General features: G+C 44.4%; 9 protein-coding genes and 1 riboswitch. Of the genes, 7 read left to right on the top strand and 2 right to left on the bottom strand.

What is annotated here, in order from left to right:
- The first annotated feature begins 11 nt into the window (after positions 1-11).
- The 6 genes from NSQ66_RS25635 to NSQ66_RS25610 all read left to right on the top strand — a co-directional run bounded on the left by NSQ66_RS25635 (position 12) and on the right by NSQ66_RS25610 (position 7,244).
- Positions 12-1,544 (top strand): glycoside hydrolase family 43 protein, encoded by a 1,533-nt coding sequence (locus tag NSQ66_RS25635; protein ID WP_081384334.1) that lies wholly within the window; start codon positions 12-14, stop codon positions 1,542-1,544.
- A 44-nt stretch (positions 1,545-1,588) separates the two neighbouring features.
- On the top strand, positions 1,589-2,608 hold the full coding sequence (locus NSQ66_RS25630; protein ID WP_249267741.1) for an endo-1,4-beta-xylanase: 1,020 nt from the start codon (positions 1,589-1,591) through the stop codon (positions 2,606-2,608).
- Between the two features lie 82 nt (positions 2,609-2,690).
- The gene (locus tag NSQ66_RS25625; RefSeq protein WP_076141803.1) at positions 2,691-4,745 is read left to right on the top strand and encodes an alpha-glucuronidase family glycosyl hydrolase; all 2,055 of its coding nucleotides are present in this window, start codon (positions 2,691-2,693) and stop codon (positions 4,743-4,745) included.
- 60 nt (positions 4,746-4,805) lie between these two features.
- Positions 4,806-5,564, top strand: coding sequence for a Nif3-like dinuclear metal center hexameric protein (locus tag NSQ66_RS25620; protein WP_249267744.1), 759 nt, complete (start codon positions 4,806-4,808; stop codon positions 5,562-5,564).
- Positions 5,565-5,648: 84 nt separating this feature from the next.
- Positions 5,649-5,822, top strand: a complete 174-nt coding sequence (locus NSQ66_RS25615) for a hypothetical protein (protein ID WP_169744809.1) — start codon at positions 5,649-5,651, stop codon at positions 5,820-5,822.
- Between the two features lie 320 nt (positions 5,823-6,142).
- A riboswitch (cyclic di-AMP (ydaO/yuaA leader) is annotated at positions 6,143-6,329 on the top strand.
- Positions 6,330-6,416: 87 nt separating this feature from the next.
- Positions 6,417-7,244 carry an alpha/beta hydrolase gene (locus NSQ66_RS25610; protein WP_080742622.1) on the top strand — a complete coding sequence of 276 codons (828 nt, stop codon included), beginning with the start codon at positions 6,417-6,419 and terminating at the stop codon, positions 7,242-7,244.
- 1,247 nt (positions 7,245-8,491) lie between these two features.
- On the opposite strand, the gene NSQ66_RS25605 is transcribed toward NSQ66_RS25610, so the two are convergent.
- Together NSQ66_RS25605 and NSQ66_RS25600 are read right to left on the bottom strand one after the other, a co-directional pair.
- Complete coding sequence (locus NSQ66_RS25605; protein ID WP_081390154.1) at positions 8,492-10,324, bottom strand: exosporium glycoprotein BclB-related protein; 1,833 nt, start codon at positions 10,322-10,324, stop codon at positions 8,492-8,494.
- 201 nt (positions 10,325-10,525) lie between these two features.
- Positions 10,526-11,518, bottom strand: coding sequence for a LacI family DNA-binding transcriptional regulator (locus NSQ66_RS25600; RefSeq protein WP_036685385.1), 993 nt, complete (start codon positions 11,516-11,518; stop codon positions 10,526-10,528).
- A gap of 374 nt (positions 11,519-11,892) precedes the next feature.
- Here NSQ66_RS25600 and gtfA point away from each other — a divergent pair, with 374 nt between their 5' ends.
- Entirely contained in the window at positions 11,893-13,335 is a 1,443-nt protein-coding gene (gtfA, locus tag NSQ66_RS25595; protein WP_076141801.1) for a sucrose phosphorylase, read from the top strand.
- The last annotated feature ends 8 nt before the right edge of the window (positions 13,336-13,343 follow it).

Below are 13,343 nucleotides of genomic sequence, written 5' to 3'. Positions count from 1 at the left end.
TCTGTTAAATTATGACCCCATCTTCAATCACATACACGAATCCGATACTTCCAGGCTTCTATCCTGATCCAAGTATCACTCGGGCAGGTGATGACTACTATTTAGTTTGCAGCTCCTTTGAGTATTTCCCTGGCGTACCTATTTTTCATAGTCAGGATTTGATTCACTGGACACAAATAGGTCATGTGCTCAATCGTGTAAGTCAGCTGGATACTCGTAAAAGCAAGAGCTCTGGAGGGATATTTGCCCCAACGATCCGGTATCATGAAGGAACGTTTTACATGATAACGACCGAAGTACACGGGAAAGGAAATTTCTATGTTACGGCTACGGACCCTGCGGGTCCGTGGTCAGATCCGATTAGTATTCCTTATGGAGGAATTGACCCTTCTCTAATGTTTGATGAGGATGGAAAAGTATATGTAACCACCCAGCAGGGGGCAGATTATGACTCCCATGCCATCCAATATGAGATAGATATCGCTACGGGAGCAGCATTAACAGAACCTGTTGTCATCTGGACTGGGGATGGCGGACCTTGGACGGAAGGACCCCATTTGTACAAAATAAATGGAATGTACTATATCATGACGGCTTCAGGAGGAACGGCTAAGGAACATCGGGAGATCATTGGCCGCAGCTCCTCTCCTTATGGACCGTTTGAACGATTGCCGCATCCGATATTGACGCACAGCGGTACTGACAATCCCATTCAGTATTTAGGGCATGCCGATTTGATTGAGGATCGTAACGGGGATTGGTGGGCCGTATTCCTTGGAGTAAGACTAGTAGATGCAAAATTTACTGTGCTTGGAAGAGAGACTTTCCTTGCTCCCGTAAGCTGGACTGAAGACGGATGGCCGATGATAGATAATAATGAAGACACTGTCGGACTGGAAATGAAGGTTTCACGTGTACCTGGTCAATCACCAAAACCTGAGACTAGTGGAAGATATGATTTTGATGAACATGTATTGCCGCTGGGATTAGCCTTTCTGCGGAATCCGGCTGAGGGAAGCTGGTCCTTAAACGAACGGCAGGGATGGTTATCTCTTCGAGGACAACCGAAAGGTCTCAGTGAAGTAGGCCAAGTGGCTTTTGTAGGCAGAAGACAGCAGCATACTTCAGCAGAATGGAGCACACTGCTTGAAATGCCTTCATCTATTGCTGATGTGGAGGCTGGACTTTGCGCCAGATTAGATGAGAACGCTCATTATGAAATTGGACTTGTTCAAAAAAACGGCCAAAGAGTGATTACAGCTCATGTGACCATGGATGGAATAACCCATACAGCGGCAGAGATTCCAACTACTGCCGAGCGAATTTATTTGAAAGCTAAGGCTGAGCTTAACGAATACAGCTTCCTGTATTCTTTGGATGGGCAGGAGTGGAATAAGCTATCAACAGCAGCAGCGTATCCATTATCCCCTCAAGCTGTAAAAGGAAATGGATTTACGGGTGTACTTATCGGCTTATATGCAACAGGTCATGGCAAGGTGGCTGAGGTGCCTGCCTACTTCGATTGGTTCGATTATCAGTCTTAATTATTCGAATACTGATATAAATGCGTTTGTCAGGAGGGAACTTGTTGAGACAAGCTAGTGATTACACAGAACCTGCTCTAAAAACAATATTTGCTGAGGATTTCAAAATTGGCGCAGCCGTTAACCCGTTGACGATACAATCACAGGAGCATTTGCTCGCCTATCATTTCAATAGCATTACCGCTGAAAATGAGATGAAGTTTGAAAGTCTGCATCCGCTTGAAGACATTTATAACTTTAAACTAGCAGATCAGTTGGTTGCCTTCGCCCGAAAACATCATATGGCTATGCGTGGGCATACTTTAGTCTGGCACAACCAGACTACGGACTGGTTGTTTGAGGATAAGATGGGCGGGCGTGTAAGCAAAGAGACATTGCTTGCACGGCTCAAATCACATATTCAGACCGTGGTTGGGCGTTACAAGGAAGATATCTATGCTTGGGATGTTGTAAATGAAGTTATTGCAGATGAAGGAGAAGAACTTCTTCGCCAGTCAAAGTGGCTGGATATTGTCGGACCGGAGTTTATCGGCAAAGCGTTTGAATTCGCTCATGAAGCCGATCCAAAGGCTTTGTTATTCTACAACGACTATAACGAGTCTAATCCCCTTAAGCGCGACAAAATCTATAAAATGGTGAAGTCGCTGCTGGAACAGGAAGTACCGATCCATGGCGTCGGATTGCAAGCGCACTGGAATCTATACGATCCGGACTTAGATGAAATACGTGCTGCTATTGAGAAGTATGCATCTTTAGGGCTTCAGCTCCAATTGACAGAGCTGGATGTGTCCATGTTCCGTTTCGATGACAAACGAATGGATTTAAAGGTTGCACCTGCCGAACTGCTCGAGCTGCAGGCAGAGCGGTATGAAGCGATGTTTGCTCTGTTGAAAGAATACCGCGACGTGATTAGCTCAGTCACTTTCTGGGGAGCAGCGGATGACTATACATGGCTGGACGGCTTCCCTGTTCGGGGACGGAAAAATTGGCCATTTCTATTCGATGAGCAGCATAATCCTAAGCCGGCTTATCACCAATTGCTTAACGCTGTCACCAAATCATAGAGCGGGTAACCTGCTCAAGCTTGCGAATTATGAACCCGTCCTTTTCAATCCAGGGCGGGTTATTTATACGGGAGGAATATACATGACAAATACCGCTTATGAGGCTTGGCTCAACTATGGCCAGCTGAAATCTGGATCTCTATACAATCAATATACAAATTGGTGTGGTGAGCTGGTTGTAACGGAGGACAACGAAACGATTCAGGCGGCAGCCGCGGAATTCATACAGGGGATGACCTCTATGCTGGGCAAAGCGCCACTGCTCACAGCGCAATCAAAAGGACCGTGTATCGTTATAGGAACCTTCCAAGGGGGGAATCCGTTAATTGGTAGAGTATTCGCAGGAGAGCGAACCGATTCACTGGGTGCTGAAGGTTTCCTTATACGTACAAACGCTGCTGAGAAATGTATCGCTATCGGTGCTTCAACGCCTGTTGGAATATTGTATGGCGTATTCCATCTTTTACGGCTGATAGGAACAGAAAGCGAAATAGACGCTCTGAATTTGTCTATGAGTCCGGTGAACGGCCTGCGAATGATTAATCACTGGGATAATTTTGATGGCAGTATTGAACGTGGCTATGCTGGACGGTCCTTTTTTTACGAGTCCAATCAATTTCTTAACGATACAAAGCGGCTGCGTGATTATGCCAGATTGATGTCCTCTGTGGGGATCAACGCGATTTCGATTAACAATGTGAATGTTCATGAGCTTGAATCTCTATTTATAACGGAGCAATATTTGCCTGATATCGCGTTAATTGCAGGAATATTCCGCGTATACGGAATTAAGCTATTCCTCAGTGCTAACTTCGCCAGCCCGATACAGATCGGAGCATTGGAGACAGCTGATCCACTGGATTCAGCGGTGCGGCAATGGTGGAAAGATAAGGCTAGTGAGGTTTATCGGGCGATACCTGATTTTGGCGGGTTTGTGGTCAAAGCGGATTCAGAAAATCGACCAGGACCATTCACTTACGGGCGTGACCATGCAGATGGCGCCAACATGCTGGGAGAAGCACTGGAGCCGTTTGGCGGAATCGTGATTTGGCGTTGTTTCGTATATAACTGCAAGCAGGATTGGCGTGACCGTAAGACAGATCGGGCCAGAGCGGCATATGATCATTTCAAACCATTGGATGGCCGATTTAATGATAATGTAGTGCTGCAAATCAAGAATGGACCGATGGATTTTCAAGTCAGAGAACCGGTATCTCCGCTGTTTGGCGCACTGGAACATACCAATCATCTGATGGAGTTTCAGATTGCTCAAGAATATACGGGGCAGCAGCGGCATCTCTGTTATCTTGTTCCACAGTGGAAAGAAGTCCTTGATTTCAATACTTATGCCAAAGGGCAAACTACGCTTGTGAAACATGTTGTGGACGGATCGGTGTGGGGAAATAAGTATAATGGTGTGGCTGCTGTAACTAATGTTGGAGATGACATGAACTGGACGGGGCATGGGTTAGCTCAAGCTAATCTGTATGGATATGGAAGATTAATTTGGAATCCGGAGCTGACGGCAAAAGAAATAGCTGAGGAATGGATTCGGCTTACCTTTGGCACTGATGAAGGTCTAGTGGCTGCTATTCGCGGGATGTTGATGGACTCATGGAGGATTTACGAATCTTACACAGCTCCATTAGGTGTGGGTTGGATGGTTAATCCGGATCATCATTATGGGCCGAATGTGGATGGGTATGAATACGCCAAGTGGGGAACGTACCATTATGCGGATCATAAGGGCATTGGTGTGGATCGTTCAGTCAAATCGGGAACGGGTTATAGCGGACAGTATATGGGGCTTAATGCATCAAATTATGAGAATCTAGCGTCTTGTCCGGAAGAGCTGTTGCTGTTCTTTCATCATGTTCCATACACGTATGTTCTGCAATCGGGGCAAACTATTATTCAGCATATCTACGATACTCATTTTGAGGGGGCTGAGCAGGCTGCACAGCTTCTAGCGACATGGGAATCACTTGAAGGCGGCGTGGATAGTGGATTGTATATGCAAGTGAAGCAACGTCTTGAAGAGCAAGCAGAGCATGCGCAGGAATGGAGAGATCGGATCAATACGTATTTTTACCGCAAGAGCGGAATTGAGGATCTTAAAGGCAGAAAGATTTATTAGATTTCGAATCGAGGGATGATGATAGTGAGCCTCACGATTAGAGCGATTCTGGAAGATTTAATGGGAACTGTGGAACAGGTAGAAGGCACTGTCGATATTCTGAACCCAGGGGAACCGGAAACTGAAGTCACAGGGATTATTACGGCCTTCTCTGCCACACAAAATGTTGTGGAGCAAGCAATAGCGTTAGGAGCCAATTTGCTGATCACGCATGAAGGTGTATTTTATAGCCATCATGCGGCGAGCGAGTGGTTAGAAGGTGATCCGGTTTATCATGCGAAAAAAAGTCTGATCGAACATTCCCAAATTGCTATTTTTCGTTATCATGATTATTGGCATCGGCAAAAGCCGGATGGAATTATGGTGGGTTTACTGCAAGAACTAGATTGGTCCGCATACGTGGAAGAGCAGCAAGCAGCTGCTACGATTCTCAATATTCCTGCTATGACTGTACTGGAAGCTGCTCAATATATTAAAAGTAAGCTAGGGATCTCTTATGTACGCGCTGCCGGTGACCTGTCTCTGTCCTGCAAACGCGTAGGGATATTAGTAGGTTACAGAGGAGGCGGGACGATGGCTATTCCGCATTTTAATGATCACAATCTTGATTTAATTATTGCTGGAGAGGGACCAGAGTGGGAGACTCCGGAATATGTGCGGGATGCAGGGCACCAAGGCAGATCTAAAGCGCTCATCATGTTAGGTCATGCGGAGAGTGAAGCGCCGGGAATGAAATATTTAGCTGAAATCTTAGCAGACAAATATCCCATGCTTCCTAACCGGTTCATTGCTGAACAACCCATCTATCAGATGGTTTAATCTGGGGAAATAAAGAGTACGGAATAAATAAACATATTATGGAGAAAATGAAGGGAAACAGGTCACTGAGAAAGGAGTGTTTCAATGGAAATTCCTTTGGAGGCTGATGAAGTATTAAGTCGGATCAAAAAGCTGCAAAGCGACGGAAGCTCGATCAGTAAAAAACAAGTAAAGCAGAGCGATCCTGAGCTTATGAGAAGTGCGCTGTTCTTTTTTCCAAGCTGGGAGCATGCATTGAAAAACGCCGATCTTTTGTAGCCATAGTATTGTAAGAGGAAGCTAAGTGGACAGGGGAATACCTCTGATTCTGCTTAGCTTTTTTCATATCTCCAGTGAAAAGGATGGCCTTTATATAGAAAGTACTGGTGTTTTAACCTCCGTTTGGCTTGGTTCAGAGCCATTTTCTTAAATAAAACGAGTAAACAAGAGCAAAAGAAAGAGAAAATGAAGAGTATGCTCAATATGAAATGAAAAGCATTGCTTTCAACATTATTTTGACCAGAGCCCTCCTTTACAAGCAAACCTTACAAGAGTATGATTCATCTCAGAACTGACAATTATCTTAAATTTACAATTACATAAGCAATCCGCTTAATTTCCGTTTCTGGAAAGCGGGGGAACCAACAACTGGCAGCCGATGTGAGAGTCGGCACTGGTTATGGGGTGAATCCTGTTCCGGGTGCATAACATGCATCCCTGCAGGTAGGGCAACTCTCACTGCCCGAATCCGACAGCTAACCTCGTAAGCGTATGGAGAGAGGATGAATGGCGTGTTTAGTGATGAATAGCCACAGAGAATCCCTCTGTGGTTTTTTGCTGCGTTTTTAAGCAGATATAGACGTAGAATTTATTATGAAAGAGGTGTTACCTTTGCCTATCGCTAAACTGAACGGAACTTCGCTCTATTATGAAATCAATGGAACTGGCACTCCGGTTGTGTTTATCCATGGACATGGATTAACACACAGTATGTTCAAACCACAGCTGGAGTATTTTTCCGATAAATATAAAGTGATTTTGTGCGATTTACGGGGGAATGGCAAGTCTGGTAAACTGCTGGAGGCCCCACATGAGATTATTGAGACGCAATGTCTGGATTTGATTATGCTGTTGAATGACCTAGGTATTCGTGAAGCAGTTTTTGTAGGAATCGCCTATGGTGGCTTAGTCGTTCAGCATATTGCCAAACAATATCCTGAGCGTGTGAAAGCCATTGTGGTCGCGGATAGCTTCTGTAGGACTCACGGATCAACAATTGTAGGGAAAATACAAACTATGGCAGCATATTGCAGTTTGCTAATGTATTATCTCCCAAGCGAGCTGGTGTTGCCTTCGATTCGGATGATGTACCGAGAGCGCTGGAGTCTGGCCTACAATGAGATTAGAAGAGGGCTGCTGGACAAACGTCCCCGGGAGCTATATCGGCAAAGACTGGCTACAAGCCATGTTGATTACACCAGATGCTTAAAGGCTTTTAAACGTCCTGCTTTATGTATTGTAGGGGACTTTAATGAATTTGGAGTGAATTGTATGAAGGAAATGGTGTCTCAGCTGCCACATGCGCAGTTGGCGATTATTCCGAACGCATTAGATCCAAGTAATCTATGCCAGCCGGAGCAATTCAATGCGATTCTTCAACGTTTCTTAGAGAAGCAGCAGGGCAGTCAGCAGATTAGCTGATCTATAGGGAGACCTTTACAAGCGAAGCGTTTATGTGGAAAAGGGCGTCCCATAGCCAGGGGGAATGAGCTGGCTATGGGACGTCTTTCTGGGTAGAACTTTAGGGAAATTCTCCCTAAAGTGAAGGTGATTATGGCTCCTAGAACGTGGATTAAGGAAATTCTCCCTAAAGTGAAGGGAATTATGGCTCCTAGAACGTGAATTAGGGAAAACTTCCCTAATAATAGGATGTTTTTAGCCATAAATGGGTATTTGTATGAATTTTTAGGGATAAATTCCCTAAAAACCTTATTTTAAAGCGATTATCGATGAATATTAGGGAGGATTTCCCTAATATAATGGATATCTAACTAAAGGCTGGCTCATCAGTAGTGAAATCTACGAATGAGCCAGCCTTTGGTATTTTACTAACCGGTGGATGTTGAACATTTACAAGCATATTGTACCTAGAACGCCACTTAATGTCCCTACCCTACCACAGCATCAAATATAGCTCACCCGACGTGGGAAAGAACAGTAGACTCTAAGTAGTGAAGGTAAGAGTATAGAAGGGGCGTAGTAAGCAGCTCACCCGACGTGGGAAAGAACAGTAGACCCTAAGTAGTGAAGGTAAGTGTATGGAGGGAGGCGTAGTAAGCAGCGCATCAGACGTGGGAAAGAACGGTAGACCCTAAGTAGTGAAGGTAAGTGTATAGAAGGAGGCGTAGTAAGCAGCTCATCCGACGTGGGAGAGTACGGTAGACCTAAGTAGTGAAGGTAAGTGTATAGAGGGAGGCATAGTAAGCAGCTCATCCGACGTGGGAAAGAAACAGTAGACTCTAAGTAGTGATTGTAAGTGTATAGAAGGAGGTGAAGTAAGCAGCGTATCTGCAGCTCCTGATCGAGACCAAAGGAAAGGAAGGTTTCGGTAATAGGGATTCAGCCTCCGGACATGAGTAGGAGAGAAGAAGAGCGGGGAGTGACATTGACAGACTATCGGACTCAAGCGCTCTTATTTGCAACATTTTCCTATTTTTGAGTTGCTATTGGACCCCATAGGCGTTATTTGTACAAAATAGACGCTATTGAGCACCATTTCTGCCCAATAGCGCCTCTCAGGTCCGATGATCTCTCTAAACAGGGATAAATTAACGAATAGCGGCATTTGAGTCCGAAAGATCAAGTAATTGTACCGCATATTACCAAAAAGGCATCTGTCACTCCTTAGAAGGAATGGCAGATGCCTTTTTTTGAATTTGTTTTAATGATTATACAATCGTAAAGCCAGCACTTGCATAACCAGTGACTGTATTTACAAGGGTGAGGCCTGTAGCAGTGGCTGAGAATACCATAAGCAGACGTGTCTGTGGTGTTACAGCAAAATTGATATCATTTGTAATTCCATTGACAAAAGTTCCTAGATTAATAGTACCTGTGATAGGTGGGAGCGCTACTAATGCCCCTGGAATAGCAGTAAATGTGTTATTTGGTGTGGCCGATTGGTACAACTGTGCTGTTACATTTATTGTAGTACCAAGCAGCGATAAAGCTATGGTATTACTGAAATAAGCAGCAAGGGATGTTATCACTCCTGCACGAGGAGTCGAGAATGCAAAGTTGATAAGCGGTCCAAGGAGAGTACCTGTTAAATCAACATTACCGCCAACAAGAGAAATGCCTGTGGCTGAACTTCCGAAGCCTACAAGGCTTGTTGTTCCCACCAAACCACCTAAAACCGTGGTCATAATAATAGGTCCTCCGGATGCCAGTGGAATAATTGCACCGTTACCGGTTGCACCAGTGACTCCGGTAATGCCAGTAGCTCCAACCGCGCCGGGATCACCCGTTGCACCCGTAGCTCCGGCAACGCCGACCGCACCGGGATCACCAGTCGCACCCGTTGCACCCGTAGCTCCGGCAACGCCGACCGCGCCGGGATCACCAGTCGCACCCGTTGCACCCGTAGCTCCGGCAACGCCGACCGCGCCGGGGTCGCCCGTCGCGCCCGTTGCACCAGCAGGGCCTGCCAAGCCTGCAGCGCCAGTCGAGCCAGTCGCTCCAGTTGCTCCTACGCCTGGACCCGCTGGTCCTTGCGCACCTGTTGGCCCTTGAATCCCCTGCACACCCTGTGGTCCTTGAGGTCCCATCGCGCCACCAGCGATTAACAAGTAATCTGGTGAACTCCCGGGTATTCCAGTAGGTCCAGAAACGGTAGCAATATAGGTGCTGCCATTGAAGGTTACTACTTGACCTGCTGGATAAGTAGGACTTTGTGCAGGATTAAAGATTACAATCCCTTGCAGCCCTACCCCTTGCGGTCCCTGAGGTCCTTGAAGTCCCGGTGTTCCTTGAGGGCCTTGAGGTCCTTGAGGTCCTTGGGGGCCTGTGGAGCCCCCAGCAATTAATAAATAATCTGGTGAACTTCCAGGTGTTCCCGTTGGTCCCGCAACAGTAGCTATATAGGTACTGCCATTGAAGGTTACTACTTGACCGGCAGGATAAGTAGGGCTTAATGCAGGATTAAAAGCAACAATTCCTTGCAGCCCTGCCCCTGTAGTTCCCGTTGCTCCCGGAACCCCCTGAGATCCTTGCGGCCCCTGAGGTCCCTGAGGTCCCTGAGGTCCCTGTGGCCCTTGAGGTCCAGTCACACCTTTAATAGGTAATCCAATTGCTTGTGTAATAGAAGCCTGAATATGTCTGATCTGAATAATCAGCTGATCTTTGCAATTAGGGTCAATCTTCGTGGCGAGAATAAAAGATAATAACTCAGCTAATAGCAGTTGAAGATTAGTGCCAACGCTTACGACTGAGAAGGGACTGACTTCGGTCGATACAATGGTTATCTCTACTACAGAAAGTAGCTCAGTTCTAAAAGGGCTGCATAACTTAGAAGTATGCAAGAATTCCAATAGCTCTCTTAACACTCTTTGGAGATTGACAATATGAAGTGTTGTGGGATTCGTAAGTACGGGGGGTACCACTGCAGAGAGATCAGTGACTATTTTTAATAGTGCGTTACACTCCCTCTTTCTAATAGGACTGCTGATCCTTCCATGCTTGTTTAGGATAGCATCGCCTTTAAATGGTCTGTAATCAGGCATATTTCTATATCTCCTCCTTGAACTTCTCCTGTTCATTCCTTTAAAAAATGGGAACCTGCCCAATCAGCATATTCTGAGAAGCGGAAGTTGTTACAATAATTGCCCTGAAAGCCGTTATTCCTGAAAGTCGTTATTAATGAAGCAATACAAAAAAAGGCAGGCCACCGCTAATTACGGTAGTCTACCTTTTTAATAGATACGTTAAGTAGTCTCTCCTTTAATAAGAGTTACGTCTACAGTAGTGTTGTTGATTAGCTCTCCGTCAGCACTTTCGATCATTTGCAGGAGAGTATTGGTCAGCATGACCCCGATCCGATCACTAGGTTGCATAATGGTAGTCAATTTAGGACTCTGAAGCATGCGGGTAAAGCTGTGGTAATCATAACCGATGATTTTCAGTTGCTCGGGCACTCGAATGCCTTGCTGTTCAGCATAAATGTATAAAGCATAAGCCACAATATCATTACTGCAAAATACTCCATCATATTCTCGAAGTTGGGCTGGAGAGATATTTTCGGTGACAAAGGACCAAAAATAATCAAAGGTAAGCTTATTGTGCGCACCTTCGATAATATCGTAGGTTACACCATGTTTCATACTAGTGATGACAAAAGCATCCCGACGACGATTCGCTAGAATATCCAGATCTAGCGGGCCGGAGATATGTAGCAACCGTTTACAGCCCAGCTGTATCAAATGTTCGGTAGCTAGCTCACCACCGCGGTAATTATCCGATCCCACACAAGGAATGTTGGAGGAAATAAAACGGTCAAAAGAGACAATAGGGAAAGGGACCTTTTTATAGCTTTCAATATTCATGGTGTGGCTGCACATGATAATGCCATCTACTTGATTCTGGCGAAGCATGCTAATATAGTTGGCTTCTTTCTCAGGATCGTCAAGAGAATTGCATATTAGCAATTTATAGTTTTTTTCATTAGCACTCATTTCAACATACTTGATGAGATCGGAAAAGAAAGGGTGGTTCGAATCTGGAACAATAATCCCAATAAAAAAGGATTGATTCTTCTGTAAGGCTCTGGCGATTTGATTAGGATGATAATCTAAGGCGTCCATCGCTTGTTCAACTTTTTTACGCGTCTCTTTGCTGATATATCCCCGGTTGTTCATTACTCTGGACACGGTAGCTACAGCAACGCCCGCTTCCTTGGCAACATCTTTAATACTTGCCATACCCTCATCCCCGTTTCATAAAATGCTCTAATCTATATTCTACAACGTTTCTTGGATTGTTGACACTAATCAAGACTAACAATTGTAAAAGCATAGATTGTTTTTGATAGTTATAATAGGTATGTTATACGTTACCACAAAATATTCAGGTATAATATTAAATATCAATAATTTTGTCTATATTATATGAATATAATTATATGAAAACGTTTGACATATTATTTGCGCATCTATAAAATTGGTTTTGAATAAACGTTCATCTAGGGAGGAACAGGATTCTTAGGAGAACGCTTTCATTAAATTACATTAGTTTGATGATTTCTCTGACTTATGAAGCAAGAGTGTATAAATTGAAATAGAAGGAGAACTCCAATATGCAGATTAAAAATGAAGCTATGCTTATCACTTACGCAGATAGCATGGGAAACAATTTAAAAGAACTAAACGAAGTACTGGATACACACTTGCAAGGAGTCGTGGGTGGGGTTCATTTATTGCCGTTTTACCCCTCTTCGGGCGACCGGGGATTTGCCCCGATGGATTACACCAAGGTTGACTCAGCTTTTGGCGACTGGGCGGAAATTGAACAGATGAGCCAGAAGTTCTACATGATGTATGATTTCATGATCAATCACATTTCACAGCAGTCTCCATACTTTCAAGATTTCCTTGAGAAGAAGGATGAATCGGAATATAAGGATTTATTCATTCGTTACAAGGATTTCTGGCCTAACGGTGAACCAACTGAGGTTGATGTGGATTTAATTTATAAACGTAAACCGCGGGCGCCATACGTAGAGGTTACTTTTAAAGATGGGACGAAGGAAAAGGTTTGGTGTACGTTTGATGAGCAGCAGATTGATCTGGACGTGACTACGGAAACTACGAAGAAATTCGTGAAAGACAATCTGACCTTTCTTGCTGATAAAGGAGCATCGATTATCCGGCTTGACGCTTTTGCCTATGCCAACAAAAAGATCGGTACCAACTGCTTTTTCGTAGAACCGGATATTTGGGAAATGTTGAATTTGTCTAAAGAAGTAGTAGAACCTTATGGTGTAACTGTTCTTCCGGAAATCCATGAGCATTACAGCATTCAATTGAAGATTGCAGACAAGGATTATTATGTCTATGATTTTGCCCTGCCAATGTTGGTATTACATGCTCTGTATAGTGGACAAGTAAATCGGCTTGCGCATTGGCTGGAGATCTGTCCGAGAAAACAATTCACTACCCTGGATACGCATGACGGCATCGGCGTAGTGGATGTTAAGGACCTGATGACCGACGAAGAAGCTGAAATGACCAGAGAAAGCCTATATAGCCAAGGAGCGAATGTTAAGAAAAAATATAGCTCCGCCGCTTATAATAATCTGGATATTTATCAAATTAACTGCACTTATTATTCTGCACTTGGCAATGATGATCAGGCATATCTTTTGGCCAGAGCTATTCAGTGCTTCGCCCCTGGTATTCCACAGATTTATTATGTAGGTCTATTGGCTGGCGAGAATGATATTGAGCTGCTCGAAAGCACAAAAGAAGGACGCAATATTAACCGCCATTATTATTCTAAAGATGAAATTGCTGCTGAGGTACAACGTCCTGTTGTTCAAAAGCTGTTCGCATTGTTAAAATTCAGAAATAGCTGTCCAGCTTTTGATGGTGAGATCAAGATTGAACAAGGTAGTGAGAATGAGCTGAACATCACTTGGAAAAATGAGAACAGTGTGGCGAAGCTTGAAGCGAATCTGTTGACCAAAGAATACACCATTCTTGCAGGTGAGAATGAAGCAAATATTGCGAAGGTATTTTAATATTTCAT

It is taken from the genome of Paenibacillus sp. FSL H3-0329 (assembly GCF_037963285.1).
In the GTDB taxonomy this organism is placed as follows: domain Bacteria; phylum Bacillota; class Bacilli; order Paenibacillales; family Paenibacillaceae; genus Paenibacillus_AQ; species Paenibacillus_AQ odorifer.
The sequence above is the reverse complement of the archived record's forward strand: the minus strand, read 5'-3'. Positions and strand labels throughout refer to the sequence as shown.